We start from the raw sequence: 22,237 nt of genomic DNA on the forward strand, positions 1-22,237 counted from the left end.
TGGTAAGACAACAAATGAACGGGCAAATTGGCTTAGTGCCATTACGTATTTTTTAATTTTTTTAGTCTGGACGGTTTATAAAATGCCTAGGCGGGTCTGTGCCTATGAGCGAGGGGAGCGGAATTCGCTATATTTACCGTATGAATGAGCGCTTTAAAAAATGGATCAGGCGTGTTGGCTGGCTTGGCTTCCTTTTCTTTCTGATAAAAGGACTTTTATGGATCTTAATTCCCTACCTCATTACTAAAGGTGTTCTCTCCAAATAACCCTGCGTCAGAAAGCCTGCCAGAGTAAGTATTCAACCCGGAGCCGGTTGGTAAAATTCGATACGTGTCTGCGCTGAACTGAGCTGTAAATCAGTTATATTGTTCTGCATTTTGCAGCTCTGAGTTTATGCAGGTGGTCAACTCGTATCGTACCCTCCGTAACAAGTGGGTCTGGATCTTATACTTCCTGACTGTAGTCGTCTCCTTTCGGGTCAGTGCAACGCACATTATCGGCGGTGACGTAACGATGCAGGCCGTAGGCAATACGCCTGGTTCATTCCGGATTCAGCTGAATCAATATTGGGACCAGGCGAATTCCTCGAGCGGGAACCAGGATAAATCGGTCCGTCTGCTAATCTATCGGAAGCAAAAACCGGTCTTAATTGAAAGCCTGACCCTAAACCTGCAGGAGGTGCTACCGCTTGTGTTTGATAACGAAGCCTGCGCCAAGCTGCAAAAACTCAGCTTTCTGGAAGCCCGGTATTATAAAACCTACCAGTTTGATGTTAGTAAATACACCGATCCGGGTGGGTACTACATGGTCTGGGAGCGGTGCTGCCGCAACGATGTCCTGACGAACACGATAAGCTCCGGGCAGGACGGCTTGGGTATGGTCTTCTACATGGAATTCCCCGCCATGCGCCAGAATGGTGCGCCATTCCTAAACTCATCCCCGAATTTCGGCATACCTAACGGCGATTACATCTGTCTCAACAAACCGTTTACGTTCAAGGCTGGCGCTACCGACGCCGACGGTGATGAGTTGCGCTATTCGCTCGTTACCCCGCTGAATGGCTACACCACGCGCCAGACAACCGAGAGCGTAAACGATGCGCCCAAAGCCTCTTATCCAACCATCGCCTGGGCACCTGGTATCAGTCTTCAGAATATTATTCCTGGTAATCCTCCCCTTAGTATCAACCCCACTACGGGTCAGCTTAGCGTTCAGGCTACGCAGGAAGGCTTATTTCTATTCACCGTCCAATGCGAAGAGTTCAGGAACGGACAGCGCATTGGCGTCATTCGGCGGGATTTTCAGCTACCGGTTATTGACTGTTCGAAGAATACGCCCCCCCCGGCGGTGATCATGGTGAACAACAAACCCGCACAGGACATTAGCTGGTGTTCTGCGCAGCCGCTTGTGTTAACCGTCGAGAAAACCCCGCAATGGGCTTACCAGTGGCAACGAGATGGCCAAAATCTGCGGGGCGACACAACCAGTACCCTACAGGTGCGCGAGTCGGGGGTATATACGGTAGTGAGGAGCCAGGCCAAAACCTGTGGGAATGATACGGTCTCGCAGGCCATGCGCGTTTCGTTGGCAAAGCCAGCCTCTGTAAGCCTATCTGCCCTGGGCAAGGTCCCTTACTGCGTAGGCGATACGGTCACCTTACAAGCCAACGGACAGCCGGGTTATCAGTACCAGTGGCGTCGCGATGGGCGCGAACTGTCGGGGCAACAGCAGCCTACGCTACGTATCAATCAATCTGGTCAGTATAAAGTTGTTGCCCGGGCGTCCGATGTCGCCTGCGAGGGCGCCGACAGCCTGACGATTACCCTAAACGCACGACCCACCCTGTCGGGGAAAACCACCTACCTGATTGCGCGGGGTGATACCGTTCGGCTGCAGACTCAGGCCAGTGACCCCATCAGCCGCTACCAATGGACTCCGCCAACCGCGCTCAACCGAACGGATGTAGCCAGCCCTTTAGCCAGCCCGGCCGAAACAACGCCGTATCAGTTGACGGCGGTGAGCGAGAGTGGCTGTGCCGCTACGTTCGCGGTGCTGGTCGAAGTGATCGAGTTGCTGTATATCCCGTCGGCATTTTCGCCCAATGCCGACGGCGTGAACGATGCGTGGATAATTCAGAACATCGGCTCGTTTCCGCAGTGTGAGGTAACCATCTACAACCGCTGGGGCGAGTTGGTCTTTTATTCACGCGGGTACCAGCAGCCCTGGGATGGCACTTATCAGCAGGAACTGGTGCGCGCGGGCGTGTATACCTACCAGATCCGTACCGGTGCAGGAACCAAAGCGAACACCTACCGTGGTCAGCTTACCGTAGTCCGCTAAGTCCCTAATCCGGACCTTTGGCTCAGATTTCTGGCTGTCAGGCATTTTTTTACTTGAACATACCGTTGAATCAACAAATCGGAGCAGGTCGCTCCGGGCTTGTCGGGCAGACGAGCCGGATGTTTCACTTACCAACTATACCCAAATGACAATGAAATCAGGTTTCAGATGGGCCTTGGCACTTACGCTGCTAACCGGAACGAAGGCAGCCGTCAACGCTCAGGATCAGAACACAGCTGCTCAACCAGCAACCGCATCGACCACATCTATGTCGGAAGGTGCAGTGAAGTCCGGTGGGTCAACGGGGCGGGATTTGGCCATCAGCGCGGCAAAATCAGCCAACCACACTACGTTATTCCGGGCGTTGCGCGTGTCGGGCTTAACCGAGCAAGCCGCTGGCAAAGGCCCGTACACCATTTTTGCGCCAACCAACGAAGCGTTCGACAAGCTACCGGCTGGTACTGTCGACGAACTGCTAAAGCCTGCTGCGAAAAACAAACTGGTGAAAGTACTGGCTTATCATGTCGTGAAGGGCAAGTTGACGGCCGCTCAGTTGCAGGACGGGCAGAAACTGAAAACCGTAACGGGGGGCGTATTAACGGTTGGTAAGCAAGGCGATGCGGTTACCATTACCGATGGCGCTGGAAACACGGCAACCGTAAATTACGCCGATGTTGAAGCCACCAACGGAATTATTCACTCCATTGATACGGTGCTCATGCCCGCCACCAGCACCAAATAATCCGTTCGGAGAAATAATCGACTCAACAACGGCCAACTGCCCTGACCATACGGTAGTTGGCCGTTTTGCGTCTGATCGGCTGCACCAACCTGAACCATAGAAAGGCTGTAGGATAAAGCGGCCTGTTACGCAATGGGGCAAACAATCTGGCGCGAGGCCGGTTAGAGAGGATAAGTTTTATCGTATAAACGACTAGCGTTATGGAAAATCAGGACCCGGATAAAGAAGATATTCTGCGGGCTAAGCAGGCTGTTTCGCCCGCTGGTTTAGGCGATCGATCGGATAAGGCAACGAGGTTGCCCGGCAACGACCGCCCCGAAGACTCACCAATTGACGGACTACCAACCGAACCCGCTGAGGACGGTGAAGACGATGACGTAGCAACAACCCACCCAAACCGAAATCGGGATGGTAAGGTTGACATCGGTAAGCCACCGTACAGCTAACCGTCCTGCCATTTTTGCAAAGCCCGATCGACCCGTCTAGTTGATCGGGCTTTGTGTTTTCAGGCGTTCGAAATCGCCTGATTTGCTGCAAGAAGTCCAAAAAACAACCAATACGGGGCTTTATCGGTTATAAGAACAGATTTACTCAACAAATGAACATGGATAAACGGAAACTAGGAATTGGCCTTGCCATAGTCGCGGGCCTTGTGTTGCTGTATTTTGCCGGACGGGAAGTTATTTCCTGGCAAAATTCTAAACAGCAGCACGAACAGGCGGAGCGAAGCCTGATTAAAGCAAAGCAAACGCTTCATCAGGTTTGTCAATATGCCGACTCGGTTGGGATTGACACCAGCCGCTTTGCGCTTACCGCCGGTATGTCTAAAGCCGAAATCGACGATAAGGTAACCCGCCTGTTGATGGAAGTTCGCTACGGTAAACAGCCTTCGGGGATGCAGTTTACTGGTCTGAAAGAACAGATCGACTCGACTTGGGCGCAACAAGCCGATACGGCCTTCTCGCCGTCTGTAGTGGCTGAGTTCGCTAATTTCGCCCCATACAGTCAGTTGGTTGGGCACTATAACCGGTTGCGGTCACGCGGAGCCTCAAGCCCTGCCTTGACGGATTCCCTGCGGCTGATTCGGCAGTCGCTTAATTTCTACCGGTACGTGAATCGCTTCAACGCGGACAAGTTTGCGGTTGTGAATATTCCGGCCAGCGAACTGAACGTATTCGATCGAAGCGGCAAGCGTCTGCTGCCTATGCAGGTGATTGTAGGAAAACCCGATAAGCGCACGCCCTGCATGACCACCTTCATCAAAGGCATCGTTGCCTACCCGTACTGGAACGTACCGAAAGGGATCGCGGTGAAAGAAATGTTGCCCAAGATCAAAAAGGATGTCGGCTTTCTATACAATCAGAACCTACAGGTACTCGACGAGCGTAACCGGGAGGTTGATCCGGAAGAGATTGACTGGGAGAGTCTTTCCGAAACAAATTTCCCATACCGGATTCGGCAGGCTTCAGGTTGCGAAAACTCACTCGGGCTGATCAAGTTTGATCTCGAAAATCCGCTCGCCATCTATCTGCACGATACCAACGGTCGGGATTTATTTACCCTCACGAACGACCGCTGGCGTAGTCATGGCTGCGTTCGGGTGCAGAAACCGGTCGAACTGGCCAATTTTGTGCTGGGTAAGCAAACCTTCGACGCTGGTTTCATGAATCGCTGCCTGATCGACCAGAAACCGCAGACCTTAGCCATGCCTAAGCCATTTCCGGTTTTTATTACGTACAACACCGCGGATGTCGACGCGGCCGGGCGACTCCGGTTTTATAAAGATGTATACGCGCTGACTGCGAAGGACGCTCAATAGTCTGCGCTGCGTGCAGCTGACCGTAAGGTATTAGGTTGTTAAGCAACTTGGCTGCCAACGTGTTAAGGCAGATGGCTGATTAACGGGTAAAAAAGTTTATCGGCCTTTCCAACGCTTGTTGGGGTAATGGAGTCGTTCAGGCGTAACCATTACACGTAGTACCTTATGAAAACTGTTTTTTTTAGTCTGGCTTTGCTGGGATTACTGACAGCGTGTGACAAGCAGGCTAATGTAACGCCAAATCCAGCATCGGATCAGAAAGTAGCGTATCAAAAAAGCGTTCGACTGGCGGGGACGGCCCTGGATTTAAAAGTGGCCCAGGTGGCTGATAGCCGGTGCCCAATCAACGCCCGGTGCATCACAGCTGGTTCAGTCAAAGTATCATTCGAAGCCAGCGAACAGGGCGCCACCCAGCAGGTAGAAGTTGATTTACCGGCTTACCCCGAAAAACCGGTTCAGAAACAGTTCACGGTGAACGGACAGACGTACCAGTTGAACCTGAGCGAAGTTTTGCCTTATCCCGAAGTGGGTAAGGAAATCAAGCTGGAGGATTATACCGTACAGGTATCTGTGGAGAAGCAGTAGTTTGGTCTGCCTTAATTGATACGTACTGACTTGCAAATGAAAAGCCCCGTCTATATTCCGGCGGGGCTTTTTTCATGGCAAAATGGGAACAAAATAAGGTTATTGTATTCGATTCGGCCCAAACATACGACAGCCAACCGGATCGTCCGGTTGGCTGTCGTATGTCTATATTAATTGAGGATTATAGCGAAGTGATCGGGGTGTTGGCCTCCGCTAAAAAGGTTGAATTCTTCAAATATTCGGTATTCGGATAGTACACAAAAAGGCACGTACCATCTTTCACAGCCTGAATAATGCCCTTCGATTCAGCATATGGCACCGCCGGGCAACCCTGACTGCGACCTAGCCGGCCCGTTTTGCGAATAAAATCTTCGCAGACGTAATCGGCGCCGTGTAAGACGATGTTCCGGTTGTAGGCGTTATCGTTATAGCCTTTTTCCATCCCCTGCAATTGCAGCGACAACCCATGCTTACCCATGTAGGTTTTCAGGGTCTGATAGAATCCCAGGCTGGTCTGGAATGATGACTGCGTATTCGAAAACTGATTCGGCACCAGATCGCCCGAATTGCGTCCGTGCGAAACATATGTGTTAAATAAGAGTTTCTTATTTTGCAGGTCAACAACGTAGAGCCGTTTTTTGGTTGAAGGCTGGCTCATGTCGACAATGGAAAGAACCGGTTTGGTGGCTCCCATTTTTTGCCAGCCGCGCAAGGCATACTCAAATACACTTTTCTGCAAGCCCGTGTGGCCCAGGTTCAGTTGATCGTACACGTCCAGGTGAACAATCGTTTTTGAATCAGCCGCCTTTGGTGTGGTCGGTGCGGTTATAGCAACGGTACGGATGGTTTTAGGACCTGAGCTGCCAAAGTTGAAAAGAGCGAGCGTAACCAGCAGCAAAAGAACTTTCTTCATAAGCACAATCGGTCGTTATGGGTTTTATAAGGAAATCTACGAATAAAACCGTTTTGATGACGTTTTAATTCGCAAAAGGCACTACATTTTACCATGACCACCCCCGTTACGTATGAACAGGCCGTGCGCACCGAACTCATTCGCTGGCAGTTGGCGATGCAAAAGCCGCCCTCGCGGGTAGGGCGATTATCGACGGCCGTGCAGCGTCGAATCAATCGCATGATCCCCCAAAAAGTGCACGACGTAGTCACCGCTGCCATTAAGCAGATGACGCGGGCTGTGTTGTTTGGAGCCGAATTTTTCACGGGCGCACCCGCCGAAGGGCTAACGCTCACCCAGCGCGATGGGGCCGTGGCGGATCGGATCGAGTTTTACAAAAAAGCCGGAGCCGCGGAGGGCGGGGTGACGGGCGCGGGCGGACTATTACTGGCGTTTGCCGATTTTCCGTTGCTGCTGACCCTGAAAATGAAGATGCTGTTCGAAATCGCTACGTTATACGGATACTCGGTGACCGATTACCGCGAGCGGGTGTATATTCTGTACATCTTTCAACTGGCTTTTTCGAGTCAGGAGCGCCGGCAGGCTGTGTATCAACACCTGGCGAACTGGCCCGAGCACAGCCGACAACTTCCTGAAGACATTAATCAGTTCGATTGGCAGACGTTTCAGCAGGAATACCGCGATTATATTGATCTGGCCAAAATGGCGCAGCTCATTCCGGGTATTGGTGCCGCCGTCGGTATTGTCGTCAATTACAGGTTGCTTAACCAATTGGGCCGCACTGCTATGAACGCCTACCGGATGCGGTTGCTGGGCGAAACCAAAGCCATTGATATGAGCAGCACTGACCAGCCTTACCGGTAGCGTTGGTGTATTACGCTTACTTTTTAGGAGTTTTACTCGCTTGCTCTGCCAGCTTTTTGTACGATTTATACCCCAGGAACGTAACGGCGGGGTGCTGACCGCCTATGGTGTGCTGCAACATCGGTTCGATTATGCTCAGGCCATTCTCACTATTGGCGAAGTAGACCACTGCCTGCTTCTGATCGCTGCTGGCGGCAACGTAACATTTGAAGTTGCCATTGTCGCCCCAGTGCCAGAAGCATTCACCCGATGGCGTCTCTTCCAGTCCAAAGCCCAACCCCCAATACAGATTTGTCGATAACGTATCGCCGGCTGAAAGTCGTTTAGGGAGTCGGGTCTGGTGCGAAAGCATCTGCTTAACGGTACCTGCCGTTAGTCCCTTCGCATCCAGAACCGCCAGAATAAACCGGGCGTAATCGTCGGCGGTCGTTTGCAGTGAGTAGGCCATGTTCGCAACGGCTGATTTACCCTTCGTATCGGGCTCGCCTGCTTCGTTGTGGGGCAGCGCGAAATTAGCGTCAAAGGCAGATTGCCAGACGTAGCTGCTGCGGTTCATGCCGAGAGGGGTAAATACGCGCTCCGTCATGAGATCGTTTATGGACTTGCCCGTAATTTTCTCAACTACCTTTTGCAAATACACGAACCCTTCGCCCGAATACCCAAACCGTTCGCCGGGAGGGGCAATCATCGCCAGTTGTTTCGACCGCCGGTTTTTCCGCCAGTTGGGAAAACCGGTCCGGTGGCTCAACACCAGTCGGGCGGTAATCTGCTTGTACCGTTCGTCGTCGGCCACGTCCGGGTAGGGGAGATACTCGTACAAGGGCTTATCCAGATCCAGCATCCCTTGCTCCACCAACTGCAAAACGGCATAGGCAAATACGGGTTTACTTAATGAAGCCGCATCAAAAATGGTCGCTGAATTTACGCGCTGCGTTGAATCGGATTTGGTAAGGCCATAGCCTTGGCTGTAGGCCACTTTCCCATTCCGGATGATAGCGATGGTCAGTCCTGGTATACGAGCACTGACCATCAGACGCGTTATGAACGGATCGAGTGTGGTTGGGCGCAAATCGGGTTGTTCAGATTGCGCCTTTGCACCGATGGTCAAACACAGCAGCAAGGCCAGGAGTCCCGCAGAACGTAATGGAGAGGCTAGTTTCATGAGCGGATGGGAAGAGATACCTAAATGATGCGGATCCGGCTGTAAACGTTGCCGTATTACGTGATTGATCAGAGCTTGTAAACAAGTTGGGTTAATAAACTTAGCTCAAACGAAGGATTGTACGTAGCAGAACCACCGAAGCGGCCCATATTATAGGTCCAGGTGGGTTGTACCAAAAGCGAATATCGGCTGCTGAGTTGATAATCCGCTCCCGCGCTCAGAAGCGGCTGGAAGACTGGTCCTTTACCGCTATCCAGGCTAAGGCGCTGCGTGGATTCATTGGCGCGGGTTACCACCACGCGCGACGTAAACGGGAAGTCGACCAGTACGCCAAGACTGAAATACGGGGAGAGTCGTTGGGTCGAGGAGCGGTAGTTGACCAAAAACGGAAGCCGAATCGCCCGGCTGCTCACCGTCGACTGGCCTTCACCCATGATGGGCAGGCGCTCCTGGCGAACACTTAACTGTCCATACCATAGGCCCGAGGCTACCGACCAGCCGGGCGCATAGGTATACTGCACCGTCACGCCGGCCGAAAAACCCGTCGACCAGCGACGGCCATTGATGAAAATGGGTTCAACAACCTGGCCGTCGCTATTCGGATAAAAGTAACGGCGAACGTAGCTGGTACTGGCAAAAACAGGCGCGGCTGTTACCGAAACCGACACTTTTTTCTGGCCGAAAGCACAGGAATTAAAGAGGGTTATCAGCAAAAGCAGAACATACAGCGGTTTATTCATTACGAAGAGAGCGGTTTCGACCCGCTGCTAAAGATACATGGACAACCGATTGCTCCTGTTAACTTCGCCCGAAAATTACCCAGCCGATCCCCCAAGCCATGCTCTTCCTAGGCCTCAGTATCCTGTTATCGGTGTTGTTACTGCTGAACTTTCGTCTCTTTCCGCGCTACGAGGTTAATACGTTTCAGGCCATCGTATTTAACTACCCTGTCTGCTTCCTGACGGGGCTTCTGCTGCTACCAGCCGGACAATCGTTCTCAATTGACTTCAGTCAGACCTGGACGTGGCTTGCATTGGGGCTTGGCGTTGGCTTCATTCTTACGTTCCTGCTGTCGGGGGCGTCTACGCAGCGCACAGGCATCACCGCTACGTCGCTGGCGAATAATCTGTCGCTGGTGATACCAGTCTGTTTCAGCCTGTTCGTGTTTAAGGTGGGCGGGAAAGAGTTTGACGCGCTGAACTACCTGGGTCTTGTGCTCGCTGTTGTCGCCGTTGGGCTCAGCACGTATAAGAAGACCGACTCCGGGCTGGCTGAAGGGCAGGTTCTTCCAAAGCCGAGCCGACTAAACGCGAACGTCTTATTGCCGGTCGCAGTGTTTCTCTTCTATGGGGCAACAAATACCCTGATCAACTACATGAACCTGCACTACATTCCCTCGCCCGATAAGACGGTCCAGGTTACGTTAACTATGGTCATTGGTGCCATTGTGGCCGGTCTGCTCATGCTGGGCGTACGAATTATTCAGGGGAAAGAAACCATTCAGCCGCGAAGCCTCATTGGAGCCGTTACATTAGGCATTCCCAATTTCCTTAGTTTTTATACCCTGCTGCTGGCCTTATCGGCCTTTGGCGGTAACGGGGCCTTTGTGTATCCCATCTACAACATTGGCGTGATTCTAGTCGCTGCGCTCACGGCGGCTATCTTTTTTTACGAAAAACTCACGACGGCCAACAAAATCGGTTTAGTGCTGGCGATACTGGCTATCGGATTGATCTCGTGGCAGGAGTTACAAACCATCTGATCGTACGGTTTACAGAAAAACGGGCGTAGGTGCAGTTAGGCAGATGTTTGGGCTATCTAACGATTAGCCCTATTTTATTCGCCTTTTTGCAAATTTTGTCATTAATTTACTCGTAAACCGAAGTAAGGCGTTTTGGATCAGCGACAACGTATTATCGACGAGAATGAGTATTTGCTAAAGCTCTGGCACAAAGCACAAGCTGGAGACAAAATGGCGTTTTGTCAGTTAGCCGAAACTCAGTACAGCTCCTTGTTCGCGTACGCAACGAATTTTACGGATGACCGGGAGTTCATCAAAGATTCGATCCAGAATATATTCATTCGCATCTGGGAAAAGCGGGCCGTTACGAGCATTCAGTTCATCGCCATCTACTTATTCAAATCGCTGCGTAACGAGTTGTTGCAGGAATTTCGGCGGAGCAAACAGCCGTTTTCTTCAGTCTATAGTCAGGAAGTAAGCGAACTGTCAGACTGGCAAACCATCGAGACCGAGATCGAACAAAGCGAAACGGATTCTGAAAGCCAGCGCCGAATTCGGGAGGCTATCGGTACGTTGCCCAAACGGCAGCAGGAAGCCGTTTTTCTTAAATTTTATAAGGGGTTGGAAAACGACCAGATTGCCGAGTTGATGGACATCAATCGGCAATCGGTCGCTAATCTGCTGTATAAAGCGTTATGCGCGCTGAAAAGCCAGATGACTTTTTTTACGTATTGGATCATTCTGGTGCTTCTGCTGGCCAGCTGACTCTTGAAGCTTCTGCTTAGTTCTGACGCATTACCCATTCCTGACCGGGCTCATCGACGCGGAAGGTTTCAATGTTGCCCTGATCCTGGAGCGTTACGTAGGCGGTACGTCCGTCTTTGCCGCCGAACGCGATGTTCGTAGGCTTCTGGCCGATCAAGGTAATCTCCTGAATAACCTTTCCAGACGGCGACACTTTCGCGACGGTGCCTTTGCCGTAGCGCACAATGTACAGATTTCCTTTCGCGTCGCAGCGCATGCCGTCCATGCCGAAATCCGGAAACTCGATCAATAGGCGTTTTTTACTGACTTCGCCGGTCGCCGACAAATCGTAGGCCCAGACTTTGCGCTGCGCCGACTCGTTCACGTACAGGGTCTTGCCGTCGGGACTCACTTCAATGCCGTTCGTCGTGCCCATGTTCGCTTCCAGCAGCGTCACTTTGCCATCAGGATCGATGCGCCAGATGTTGCCCGTGTTCTCTTTCCAGTTCGGATCACTGGCGTACAGGCGGTCTCTGCTGTCGATGGCGATGTCGTTGGGCTGGTTCATGCGCGGTTCGTGGGCCAACGTGCTGACTTGCTTCGTGCCAGCCGCCACTTTCAGAATGTTGTGCTTCGGGTAGTCGGCAATCAACATATCGCCCCGCTTATTAAACCGAATCCCGTTGCCAATGCTGCCTGCGGGTAACTCAACAAAGACACTGGCCTGACCATCGGGTGTCACCTGGCCGATTGTGCCCTGACGCGCAAAATTTACGGCGTACAACGTACCAGCCTTATCGACGGCGGGACCTTCAACGCCCGACGTAAAACCGTTGGCAGGCGTCAAGACGCTGGCTTTGAGGGCGGGGCTTTGCTGGGCGTTCGCCGAATTCACGGCACCAGACACCGCTACCGTACTATAAGCAATTAAGGAAAATAAGGGTAAACGCATTGGCTGCTTGCTGAAGTTTTTTTTGGATTATGAACGAGGTTTCTGCGTAACCACAACTGGATTGGCAATTCCGTTCAGATCATACACGATTTTTCCGTTACGGATGGTCATCTCGCAGGCTAATTTCTGTTTGCCTTCAATCTTGTAGCCGGTATAATCGAAGAAGCCGAAAACACCCGTATCCCGTACTTCAAACTTGCCTTCGTGCAGGTTCAGAATGGCTACGTCGGCCACTGAGCCCACCGACAGATGCCCTAGTTCTTCGCGCCGGATCGCTTTGGCTGAGTTCCAGGTACTGGCTTTGATGACCTGCTGCAAATCCATACCCATTGCCATAAACTTCGACATCACATTGAGCATGTCTTTCATGGCGTTGTTCATGCTGCCCGTATGAATGTCGGTGCTGATTGTGTTGGGGAAGAAGCCACTCTTGAGAGCCGGGATGGCCTGCGAAAAAGCAAAGCTGATGCCACCGTAGCCTACATCGAAGATGAGCCCTTTCTTCTGCGCTTCCCAGACGAACGGTTTGACCTTGTTATTGGCGACATCCACAATGGCTTCGCGGGTTTTGAGCTGACCAAAACAGTGGGTGTAGATATCGCCCGGCCGCAGGTGTTTCAGGAAAAGGTCTTCGAGCGACAGCGTAGGCGTACTACCGCCAAAGTCGATCATAACGGGTATGTTGGCCAGCTTTCCAGCTTCGACGGCCCGATCGGTTGGGGTCCAGTCGTAGCCGTTGAAATGCGCGAGTTTAACACCGACTACCTGTTCGGGGTACTTTTTGGCCATGTCTGCCGTTTGTTGGGCGTCCATGTCCTGAATGTTCTGCTCAAACCGCCCGCCCCGCATCCCGCTGCCGACAATATTTAGTAAGGCCAGCACACGGGTCTGCGACAGGTCGATGGTTTGTTTCTTGAACGCTTCGAAGTCGCGCCAGCCGGAGCAACCTGCATCCACAATGGTTGTTACGCCGTTCCGGAACGTGAAGCCGTCGGGCGGCAGGGCGTTGGGACCGTTGCTGTAGGTCTGGTCCAGATTAGTGCCAAAAAATACGTGCGTATGGATATCGATGATACCGGGTGTTACGTAGAGACCCTTGGCATTGACGACCTGTAGAGCGCCTTTCGGATCGATGTTTTTGGCCACCTGAACGATCTTACCTTCGTTAATGGCGACATCCATGACCTCATTGATGTTGTTTTTGGGGTCAATAACGTGTCCGCCTTTGATAACAACGCTGTACGTCTGCGCAACGGCTAGCTGTCCAAACGAGCTGATCAGGAGACACAGGATGAGATATAGTTTCTTCATGGGTTGAGGAGTTTAACCTGGCTACAACGTGAATAATTTGGAAAGCCCATCACAAACGTAATGGGCTTTTTAGGGAAGGATAACGTTAAACGGCTACTTTAGAAAGCTCTTCTTTTAAGCGCTTGGCTACAATTTTCTCCTGGCCGGGTTTCAGCATCCAGACCGTAACGTTGATATTGCTCGGACCACCACCGCCGACTTCGATGGAGGGGTCGCCCTTCCGTAAGGCTTCCTGCAAATCTTTGCTGGTAATCTTGAGCTTTGCCGGGTCCCAGGCGATACGTAACGTAGGCGTGTGATTGCCCAGCGGTGGAACCTTCACCTCCGTTTTTACTCCACTGATCGATTTGACGGCATTGTCGACGTGCGAAATACCCTCTTCCCACGACTTCCAGACTTTGTCGTGATCCTGGTTGATGAACCGTTCCAGGGCGACGTACATACCCAGAATTTCTTCTTTGTTGACCTTCATACCCCGGCCGATGTTGAAACCGCGGGGAGGCATGTGAAGCCGGGCGGCCGAGATGATGTCTTTTTTACCCATCAGCAAACCTGCACTCTGCGGACCACGCATGGCCTTCCCGCCCGAAATCACCACGAAGCTAAAGCCCATGTCGTTGAAGCGCCACAGGTTTTCGACCGGCGGTACGTCGGCGGCAATGTCGATGGAGGTCGGGATGTTGTGCTTTTTGCCGAGCGCCACCCACTCTTCGTGCATGATCTTGCCCTTGTCGGCTTCGATGTGCAGGAAGTGCATAAGCGCCGTCCGCTCGTTAATGGCCTTCTCCACGTCTTCGGCCGTTTCAACCGGAATGATTTTGCAGCCGGTGTTGGTCAGCGCGTGGTTGTAGACGATGTCATGCGCTTTCTGACAGATCACCTCTGTTTTCATGCCGGTACCGGCCAGATGCGGTAGCATTTCTACCTTTTTCTGGTCCATGCCCGTCAGGATTCCCGCCAGCCCCAGCGTCATCGCCGAGAAAGCTCCGGAGGTAACCACCGCCGACTCCGCATGCGTCATCTGGGCAATCTTCGCGCCTACTTTGTCCTGAATTTCGTCGAGCAGACAAAACTCTTTGGCCCCGTAGTTGATGGCATCGAGTACTTCGTCGGGCATGAGCGAACCGGTCATGTAAGTCAACGTACCGGCGGCATTGATGAACGTACGTACGCCCAGCTCTTTGAACAAGTCGCGTTTGGGAGCGGCTGCCAGCGCTTCGGTAGCCGCTATGGGTAAGCCGCTGCCGAGTAGTCCACCGAGAACGGGAACACTCGACAAGCGCTTGATGAGTTTGCGTCGGCTTAACATAGAGGTTGTTGGTACGGATTAGATGTAAGCAATGCAATCCATCTCAACCAGCGAATCGCCGGGAACGCCACCGTACACGGCCACCGTGGTACGAACGGGGGGCTTGCTGCCGAACCGACCTTTGTAGACCTCGTTCATGGCTTTGTAATCGTTCAGATCGTGCAGGAACACGCTTACCTTCAAAACTTTCTCCATCGATGAGCCCGCTTTGATCAGCTCTTTTTCCAGCTCTTTGAGGACTTCGTCGGTATGAACTTTAATGTCACCTTCTTTATGATAGCCTTTTCCGGCAACGAAGACCAGATTGCCAAGCTTGGTAGAGCCCGAAAACAAGGGCACATCCTGATGATTAACTACGTTGAAGACTTCTTTTTCGGCGGCTGGCTCAGCTACGGCTTTGGCTGCGGTGCTCAGACCGGCAACTCCGGCGACAGATGCGAAAAGACGCTTAAGAATGGAACGGCGTTCTGCTTTCATGAGAGAATAATTGAAAATTAAATGGTTACTTTTTACGATTAACTGCGCCCCTAGGCTTATCTGTGGGTTTCTTGTCGATACTCTTTCTGACCTCGCTGACCTCGTTCGCGGTGATCGCATCGGCTACGTTGCCAAAATTGCTACGGATGTGCGTCAACACTTCCGCAATATCTTCATCTTTCAAGAAGCTGTGCTGCGGCATTACGTTGTTGTAGGACTGCCCTTTTACTTCGATAGGGCCTTCCAGGCCTTTCAGCAGGACGGTGATCAGCTTCTTTTTGTCGCCGGTAACCCATTCCGAGCCCGCTAAGGGTGGGAATCGTTGCGAGTCGCCCAGGCCGTTACGTTGGTGACAGGCCGAGCAGTACACACCATATACTTTGCCACCCGCAACCGGCTTGCCTTTGTCCAGATTGTCGGCCACCAGGTCCGGGTCACGGATGTTGGACATGGTCTTACGTTTCTCCATCTGCGCCAGTTGTGCCTTGCCGAAACTGGCTTTATTCCCTTTATACGTAATGCGCCAGATTTTGCCTTTTTCGGTTTCTGCTACGTACAGAGAACCGTCTGGCCCCATCGTAATACCCATTGGGCGATAGACGGCGTCGCTGACGTTAACGATTGGGTCGACTTTAGCGAAACCGTCGGCGAACACTTCCCAGTCGCTCGTTGGTGCGCCGTTGTTTCTGGCCGGAACAAAGCCGATAAAATAACCCGCCTGCGGATACGGAGCACGGTTAGTCGAGCCGTGGAAGGCAATGAACGAGCCGTTTTTGTAATGCTCTGGAAAGCCATTTTTAGCCGTAGTACCGCGATAGAAAAGCAGGTCATTGGGAGCCCAGTGAGCAGAGAAACCGATGATCGGCTTTTCGTAGTCACCACAGCGGCCGACGGTTTTGCCATCGCCACCGTATTCGGGAGCCAGCACTTTCTTGCCCTGAATCTGATCGTAGTAGCAATACGGCCACCCGGCGTTCATACCATCCTTGACGAGTAACAGCTCTTCGGCGGGCAGCACGGCACTTTGCCAGGATGTATACACCCCCGCCCACAGCATCAGCAGATCATCGCGGCCATGCTGAAGGGCGTACAGGTTTTTGTCTTCGGGGTTCCAGTCCATCGCTACTACACTCCGCAGGCCACTGGCGAAGCGATACCCGTCTTTCTGCGTCTGACCGATTTTGTTTGCATCGAACCGCCAGATGCCCCCGTGGTCGTCGAGCATCGGGCAAGGGTCGATACCGGGTGAGCTAGGCATACGGTTTGTTTCCTGGCAGGCATTGGAGGCCGCTCCGAACGGTACGTACATATTGCCTTTGTCATCAAAGGTGATTGGCTTGGCGATGTGCTCGTGCATGCCGTGCTTATGATCGTCGGTCAGCACAACCTCCATTGGTTCCTCGGGCACTAGTTTGCCGAGCGTCAGTTTTTGGCGGTACACGTATAGTTCGGAACTGAAATACAGGTAGCCGTTGTAAATCCGCATGGCCGTACCGTAGGCCCGTTCGCGCGCGTTGCCGCCAAACGTTTTGATGATGTCGGCCCGACCATCGCCGTTTGTATCGCGGAGGGCGATAACCGACTCACCTTTATCGCGGGCGAAGCGGGCTTTTACGTAGATGTCGCCGTTGTCGTTAATGGCAATGTGCCGGGCGCGGCCGGGCAGGCTGTCAACGACGACGGTAGCCTCGAACCCATCGGGCAGGAACAGGCCGCCGTTTTCGTCAGTCTGAACAGGAATTCCGTTTCCGGACTCTCGCTGGACAAACCCAGCCAAGGTTACCAGCGCCAGCACAAATCCTTTCGCGTAAACTTTAGAGGTCATAGAAGGAAGGGAATAATGAATAGATAAAGCCGGGAAGGGAGTATCATCTCCTCATCGCGTCACAATGGGGTTGGCAATGCCGTTTAGGTCATAGACTACCTTACCGCCTTTGATGGTCATCTCACATTCCAGCTTCTGCTTGCCCGCCATCTTGTAGCCTGTTTTATCGTAGAAGCCGAAATTGCCGGTTCGCATACTGAAAATGGCGACGTCGGCAATCGCGCCTTCTGACAGGTGTCCCAGATTTTCGCGGTGGATGACCTGAGCGGGTGTCCAGGTGCTGGCGTTCACGATGCTCGGCATGTCCATGCCCATCACCAGGAACTTCGACATGATGCTGAGCATGTCTTTCATTGAGCCGTTCATACTGCCCGTGTGCAGATCAGTGCTGATGGTAGTGGGGTAAAACCCGCTTTTCACCGCCGGAATAGCCTGCGAATAGTTGAAGCTGGCTCCGCCATAGCCCACGTCGAAGACGATGCCTTTTTTGCGGGCTTCCCAGGCAAACGGCTTTACTTTTTTGGTGCCTTCATCCACGATCGTTTCGCGAACATTACCTTCCAGCAGCGTGTAGGCATGGGTGAAAATATCGCCCGGCCGCAGGTGTTTCAGGAACAGGTCAGCGAGGGGGAGCGGAGGGGTGTTGCCACCAAAGTCGATCATGACGGGCATATTGGCCAGCTTCCCGGCGGCAACGGCATGATCGACCGGAGCCCAGCTTGGTCCCTGAAAGTGAGCCACCTTAAAGCCGACGATGTCGTTCTTGTTTTCGAGGGCCACTTTAGCCGCCATCTTCGGGTCCATGTCAGACGTATCCTGCTCGAATTTGCCACCCCGCATGCCTTCGCCGACAATATTCATGAACGACAATACCCGCGTTTTAGACGGGAAAATGACGTTCTGCTTAAACGTCTCGAAGGATTTCCAGCCCGCTCCGCCCGCATCGACGATGGTCGTTACGCCTACCCGAAAGGTAAATCCATCGGGCGAAACCGCCACCAACCCATTGCTGAGGTAGTGATCGGGTTCGGTGCCGTGGAAAACGTGGCCGTGAATGTCGATCAGGCCGGGCGTTACGTACATGCCTTTGGCATCCACGACCTGCTTGGCCTGTTTGGCGTCGATGGACTTGGCGACTTTAACGACTTTGCCGTCGGTGATCGCTACGTCCATCGGGGCGTTGATGTTATTCTTCGGATCGATCAGATGCCCGCCTTTGATGACAATCGTATAGGACTGCGCCCAGACCGCATTGCCGAGTAAACTAAGCGCAATAAAAAATGAATACAAGGTACGCATAGGTGCTGCGAATAGACAGGGTATACTAAGCCGACGCTTTGGTGAATTCTTCTTTAAGACGAGCGGCCACGATTTTTTCCTGTCCCGGTTTCAGCATCCAGGTGGTGATGCTGATCCCTGCGGGTTCGCCCACTACTTCTATGGACGGATTGCCATTACGTAGCTGCTCCTGGAGCGCTTTGGGCGTAATTTTTACTTTATCGGCCGCCCAGGCGATACGTAGCGTGGGGGTGTGGTTACCCAATTCCGGCGCGAAGGTTTGGACCGATACGCCGTTCACCGACATGGCCGTGTTGGCGATGTGTGCTGTCCGCTCTTCCCACATTTTCCATTCTTTCTGATGGTCCAGGTTCACGAACTTTTCCAGGGCGACGTACATGCCCAGAATCTCTTCTTTGTTGACCTTCATACCCCGGCCGATGGTTGAGCCACGGGGTGGCATGCTGAGCCGGGCGGCATCGATGTATTTTTTCTTGCCCATCAGCAGACCCGCACTTTGAGGACCACGCATCGCCTTACCACCCGATACGCAGACCAGGTCGAAGCCCATGTCGTTAAACTTCCAGAGATTCTCGACCGGCGGTACGTCGGCGGCAATGTCGATCATAGTCGGGATGTTATGCTTTTTGCCGAGGTCTACCCACTGCTGGTGCGTAATCTTGCCTTTGTCAGACTGGATGTTCAGGAACCACAGCATAGCCGTTTTGTCGCTGATGGCTTTTTCGACATCCTCAATCGTCTCCACCTGGATGATCTTGCAGCCGGTGTTGGTCAAGGCGTGCGAGTAGCCGATGTCGTGCGCTTTCTGGGCAATCACTTCGGACTTCATGCCCGTGCCTTCGAGGTGCGGCAGTTGCTCTACTTTTTTCTGATCCATGCCCGTCAGGACACCCGCTAGTCCCAGCGTCATCGCCGAAAAACAACCGGCCGATACCACGGCCGACTCCGCGTGGGTCAAGGCGGCAATCTTTTCGCCAACCTTCGTCTGTACGTCGTCGAGCATCATAAACTCCTTCGACGAAGCCAGGATCGTATCGACAACGTCGTCCTCCATGAGGGAGCCGGTCATGGCCGTATACGTACCGGCCGCGTTGATAAAGGTCCGAATGCCTAACTCTTTGACCACGTTACGTGCCGCCAGCGCCGGAGCGGCTACGGCAGATTCAAACGGTGTGGCAGTACCTAAAAAGCCGCCAAACAAAGGCAGGGCCGACAAACGCTTGATGAGACTTCTACGATTGAGCATAGTTGTAGGGGATGTAAAGGGAAAAGATAATTAGTCAAAAATCCAGGTTCCGTATTTATCGAATTCGTGGAAACTGCCACTCGTTTTTCGCCACGACCAGGTTGTGTAGCCTTGGTCGTAATCAATTCTGTATAGGTTGCCCCGCCATCGGGTGCCCGGCGTGGGCGGTGACTGTACGAGGGGGGCCAGCAGCCGATACGGAATAAACACTTCGGCCGTCCAGCCGCTGACGGTTGCCTGGCTGATTTTGTCGCCACCCTGTACGCTGGTCGCGTGCTGGGTTCTTGAACCAACTTTGTAATTCCAGGGCTTCCATCCGTTAAACCGCCCGTTGATGTTGGGCACCAGAATCGCCAGTTCGTAATTCAGGGGTGACAATTCATACTCAAAATAGATGGGTACCGATGGGTCGGGCCAGATAAACACCTCTACTACGTCTTCTTTGAACAAAGCGGCAAAATCCTCCTCAATACTTGCCGTCAGCTTCTGGTCTTCGCACTGGAACAGGACGTAGAGGCCGGTGGCTGAGTAGAGCAGTTTGGTGTTGGTCGTCAGCATTCTGCCCGCCGATTCCTGAATTGTGATTGGTAGCCAGGGCGTCTTCGTCCAATTGATGTGATCGCCTTTGCCGTTGACCTGAAAATCTTCTGTTTTGCGAATGTGAATCACCGACGAGTCCTTCTCCTGCGCGTAGGCGTGTGGGGCTACGTAGCACTCATACAAGACCAGAAAGAGGACTATCCAACCGATTCGTTTCATTCCAGGACCAGCTAATTAATCGTAAAACAGAGGAGATTCTTGTCAGATGAAGGCAATGCAATCCATTTCGACCAGAGATTTGTTCGGTACGCCTGACCGTACACCCACCGTGGTGCGGACGGGGGGCTTGCTGCCAAAGCGTCCTTTGTAGACCTCATTCATCGCTTTGTAATCATTGGGGTCATGAAGCAGAACGCCAACCTTCAACACCTTTTGCATCGACGAGCCCGCTTTTACCAGTTCTTTCTCCATTTCTTTGAGTACGTGATCGGTATGGGCTTTTACGTCGCCTTCGAAGTGGGCACCAATACCCTGAATGAAAACCAGGTTGCCTAGTTTCGTTGAACTCGAATAGAGCGGGTTGTCCGGCTGCGCGTCTAAATCCGCGAGTTGACTTCGGGTCAGCGATTCGGCGAGTGTGGAAGGGCTTGCCGTAAGCCCGGTCAGACCGGCTAGGAATGCGAAAAGACGTTTTAAAAGGGATCGGCGTTCTACTTTCATTACGGGTTTAATGAACGGTTGAATTAGTGTACCCTCTCCTTATAGGGAGAGGGTACTGGTAATAGTCAGATAAAGCCAGAATTTACTTGTCCCACCAGACGACGCTGGAAAGGGTATTGGTGCCGCCCTGCCGCGTCCGCGCTTCAACGAAGTTGGCATTGTTGTAAATGCCTTCCGAATCGGGAATCACGAAGCGGGTTGGAATCTGGCCGCCGGTAAGGTTACCCGGATAGTTCGTTGGCGTAAGCACTGGGTATCCCGTCCGTCGCCAGTTGGCGAAGATCTCGTATTCGTCTTCCAGGAAAAGCGAAACCCATTTCTGGGTGCTGATCTGCTCGATCTGCTGAGCCACCGTTCCGCCTTTGTACGGATTAGCGGCCAGATACGCGTTGATTTTTGCATCCGAAATGACACCACCCGTACCAAACAGCGACCACTGCCGCATATTCGCTTTAACGGCGTTGGTGTACGCCACTTCGGCCGTACTGCCACTGTACCAGCCACGCACGGCGGCTTCGGCGAGCAGCAGGTTCGTTTCCGCATTGCCCAGCACAATCAACGGTGCACTGTACTTCAGCAACGTATTGGGGTTCGGCTCCGAGAATGAGTTGAAGTTAGCGGGCAGATTGTTGAAGGCTGCATTGGGCATTCCACTCTGGCGAGCTGTTGTGGTGTCGGCGGTGAACGTTTTGTTATCCGTCGTTGTCCAGACAATCGAGATGACGTTCAGCCGGGGATCTTTTGTGTTCTTGAGGTAATCGATCAGCGTTTTCGCCAGTTTACCACCTTCTACGTTGTCGCCACCCGGCGTAATGTAATCCGTGCTGAGCAATCCGTTGGCGATGAAATTACGGCTGGCAATCTGCGACCCATCTACGTAGGCAATCACGGCGCGGTCAGCGTCGTCGAGGATTATCCCACCGGTAATGGCTTTTTCAACCCAGGTTTTTGCCAAAGCCGGGTCAACCTGAGTTAGGCGCATGCCTAAACGAAGCATCAGCGAATAGGCAAACTTCTTCCATTTGGTAATGTCGCCACCGTACATTAGATCGGCATTGCCGAAGGTGACTTTGGCCGGGTCGAAGGCGGCAATCGATTCGTCGAGTTCTTTCAGCAGATCGGCGTAAATGACCTGTTGTGTATCGTACTTTGGCGCGTAATTCTTATTCGCCAGCGCTTTCCCGGCGTCGAAATAGGGGATGTCGCCGTACAGATCGGTCAGCCGGTGGAAGAGGTATGCCTTCCAGATGCGGGCGGCCGACAGCTTGTTTACGTTGGCAGCGTTTCCCGATACGGCATCAATCACCTGACTAATCGAAATCACCGAACCTTGCCCGGCTGCGGTGCCTGCGTAGGCGTCCCAACTGGCGGTCGAATAGTTGTAGTTGAAGTACTTATCACCGGCCGCGGGCACCTCTTTATACGTAGCGAAGTGCTGCATCGACTGACCGATGGTCAGGTAAGCCGCACCCGTAAAATTGGTGCTTACGCCATCCAGCAGCGCTCTGGTGAACAGGTATTCGGGAACAACCTGAGAGTATTTATTGGGGTCTACGTTCATCTCCTCAAAGCCTTTGTCGCAGGCTGACAAGATGAGGAATAACGGAGCCAAACAGAGTATCTTTTGAATCAAACGCTTCATGGTTCA

21 protein-coding genes are annotated in these 22,237 nt (G+C 52.7%); 8 read left to right on the forward strand and 13 right to left on the reverse strand.

Features of this window, described 5'->3' with window-relative positions:
* Positions 1-393: 393 nt before the first annotated feature.
* The 5 genes from ACYVIY_RS07265 (at position 394) to ACYVIY_RS07285 (ending at position 5,486) form a co-directional block, all read left to right on the forward strand.
* The gene (locus tag ACYVIY_RS07265; protein ID WP_460975637.1) at positions 394-2,340 is read left to right on the forward strand and encodes a gliding motility-associated C-terminal domain-containing protein; all 1,947 of its coding nucleotides are present in this window, start codon (positions 394-396) and stop codon (positions 2,338-2,340) included.
* A 151-nt stretch (positions 2,341-2,491) separates the two neighbouring features.
* Positions 2,492-3,082 carry a fasciclin domain-containing protein gene (locus ACYVIY_RS07270; RefSeq protein WP_460975638.1) on the forward strand — a complete coding sequence of 197 codons (591 nt, stop codon included), beginning with the start codon at positions 2,492-2,494 and terminating at the stop codon, positions 3,080-3,082.
* 200 nt (positions 3,083-3,282) lie between these two features.
* Positions 3,283-3,528 carry a hypothetical protein gene (locus ACYVIY_RS07275; protein ID WP_460975639.1) on the forward strand — a complete coding sequence of 82 codons (246 nt, stop codon included), beginning with the start codon at positions 3,283-3,285 and terminating at the stop codon, positions 3,526-3,528.
* Positions 3,529-3,686: 158 nt separating this feature from the next.
* Entirely contained in the window at positions 3,687-4,901 is a 1,215-nt protein-coding gene (locus ACYVIY_RS07280) for a L,D-transpeptidase family protein (RefSeq protein ID WP_460975640.1), read from the forward strand.
* A 165-nt stretch (positions 4,902-5,066) separates the two neighbouring features.
* Positions 5,067-5,486: a hypothetical protein gene (locus tag ACYVIY_RS07285; protein ID WP_460975641.1), complete on the forward strand. Its 420-nt coding sequence runs from the start codon at positions 5,067-5,069 to the stop codon at positions 5,484-5,486.
* Between the two features lie 181 nt (positions 5,487-5,667).
* On the opposite strand, the gene ACYVIY_RS07290 is transcribed toward ACYVIY_RS07285, so the two are convergent.
* Positions 5,668-6,399: a murein L,D-transpeptidase catalytic domain family protein gene (locus tag ACYVIY_RS07290; RefSeq protein WP_460975642.1), complete on the reverse strand. Its 732-nt coding sequence runs from the start codon at positions 6,397-6,399 to the stop codon at positions 5,668-5,670.
* Positions 6,400-6,492: 93 nt separating this feature from the next.
* Here ACYVIY_RS07290 and ACYVIY_RS07295 point away from each other — a divergent pair, with 93 nt between their 5' ends.
* On the forward strand, positions 6,493-7,263 hold the full coding sequence (locus tag ACYVIY_RS07295) for an EcsC family protein (protein ID WP_460975643.1): 771 nt from the start codon (positions 6,493-6,495) through the stop codon (positions 7,261-7,263).
* Positions 7,264-7,279: 16 nt separating this feature from the next.
* Here ACYVIY_RS07295 and ACYVIY_RS07300 read toward each other — a convergent pair whose 3' ends face one another.
* Both ACYVIY_RS07300 and ACYVIY_RS07305 read right to left on the reverse strand, forming a co-directional pair.
* Positions 7,280-8,425, reverse strand: coding sequence for a serine hydrolase domain-containing protein (locus tag ACYVIY_RS07300; RefSeq protein WP_460975644.1), 1,146 nt, complete (start codon positions 8,423-8,425; stop codon positions 7,280-7,282).
* 68 nt (positions 8,426-8,493) lie between these two features.
* On the reverse strand, positions 8,494-9,165 hold the full coding sequence (locus ACYVIY_RS07305) for an outer membrane beta-barrel protein (protein ID WP_460975645.1): 672 nt from the start codon (positions 9,163-9,165) through the stop codon (positions 8,494-8,496).
* 98 nt (positions 9,166-9,263) lie between these two features.
* On the opposite strand from ACYVIY_RS07305, the gene ACYVIY_RS07310 reads away from it, so the two are divergent.
* Together ACYVIY_RS07310 and ACYVIY_RS07315 are read left to right on the forward strand one after the other, a co-directional pair.
* Positions 9,264-10,187, forward strand: coding sequence for an EamA/RhaT family transporter (locus ACYVIY_RS07310; protein WP_460975646.1), 924 nt, complete (start codon positions 9,264-9,266; stop codon positions 10,185-10,187).
* A gap of 132 nt (positions 10,188-10,319) precedes the next feature.
* Positions 10,320-10,931, forward strand: a complete 612-nt coding sequence (locus tag ACYVIY_RS07315) for an RNA polymerase sigma factor (RefSeq protein ID WP_460975647.1) — start codon at positions 10,320-10,322, stop codon at positions 10,929-10,931.
* Between the two features lie 16 nt (positions 10,932-10,947).
* Here the strand turns inward: ACYVIY_RS07315 and ACYVIY_RS07320 are convergent, their stop codons facing one another.
* From ACYVIY_RS07320 to ACYVIY_RS07365, 10 genes are all read right to left on the reverse strand, one after another.
* Positions 10,948-11,862 carry an SMP-30/gluconolactonase/LRE family protein gene (locus tag ACYVIY_RS07320; RefSeq protein ID WP_460975648.1) on the reverse strand — a complete coding sequence of 305 codons (915 nt, stop codon included), beginning with the start codon at positions 11,860-11,862 and terminating at the stop codon, positions 10,948-10,950.
* Positions 11,863-11,889: 27 nt separating this feature from the next.
* Positions 11,890-13,173, reverse strand: a complete 1,284-nt coding sequence (locus tag ACYVIY_RS07325) for an amidohydrolase/deacetylase family metallohydrolase (RefSeq protein WP_460975649.1) — start codon at positions 13,171-13,173, stop codon at positions 11,890-11,892.
* An 85-nt stretch (positions 13,174-13,258) separates the two neighbouring features.
* Positions 13,259-14,482, reverse strand: a complete 1,224-nt coding sequence (locus ACYVIY_RS07330; RefSeq protein WP_460975650.1) for an aminotransferase class V-fold PLP-dependent enzyme — start codon at positions 14,480-14,482, stop codon at positions 13,259-13,261.
* 18 nt (positions 14,483-14,500) lie between these two features.
* A complete protein-coding gene (locus tag ACYVIY_RS07335) occupies positions 14,501-14,959 on the reverse strand; it encodes a RidA family protein (protein WP_460975651.1) in 459 nt (152 codons plus the stop codon).
* Between the two features lie 25 nt (positions 14,960-14,984).
* Positions 14,985-16,784 (reverse strand): PQQ-dependent sugar dehydrogenase, encoded by a 1,800-nt coding sequence (locus tag ACYVIY_RS07340; RefSeq protein WP_460975652.1) that lies wholly within the window; start codon positions 16,782-16,784, stop codon positions 14,985-14,987.
* Between the two features lie 51 nt (positions 16,785-16,835).
* Positions 16,836-18,083, reverse strand: coding sequence for an amidohydrolase/deacetylase family metallohydrolase (locus tag ACYVIY_RS07345; RefSeq protein ID WP_460975653.1), 1,248 nt, complete (start codon positions 18,081-18,083; stop codon positions 16,836-16,838).
* Positions 18,084-18,108: 25 nt separating this feature from the next.
* Entirely contained in the window at positions 18,109-19,329 is a 1,221-nt protein-coding gene (locus ACYVIY_RS07350; protein ID WP_460975654.1) for a selenocysteine synthase, read from the reverse strand.
* Positions 19,330-19,359: 30 nt separating this feature from the next.
* A complete protein-coding gene (locus ACYVIY_RS07355; RefSeq protein WP_460975655.1) occupies positions 19,360-20,088 on the reverse strand; it encodes a carbohydrate-binding family 9-like protein in 729 nt (242 codons plus the stop codon).
* A gap of 42 nt (positions 20,089-20,130) precedes the next feature.
* Positions 20,131-20,589, reverse strand: a complete 459-nt coding sequence (locus ACYVIY_RS07360; protein ID WP_460975656.1) for a RidA family protein — start codon at positions 20,587-20,589, stop codon at positions 20,131-20,133.
* 82 nt (positions 20,590-20,671) lie between these two features.
* Positions 20,672-22,231: a SusD/RagB family nutrient-binding outer membrane lipoprotein gene (locus ACYVIY_RS07365; protein WP_460975657.1), complete on the reverse strand. Its 1,560-nt coding sequence runs from the start codon at positions 22,229-22,231 to the stop codon at positions 20,672-20,674.
* Positions 22,232-22,237 lie beyond the last annotated feature (6 nt).

The organism is Spirosoma knui (assembly GCF_054780635.1).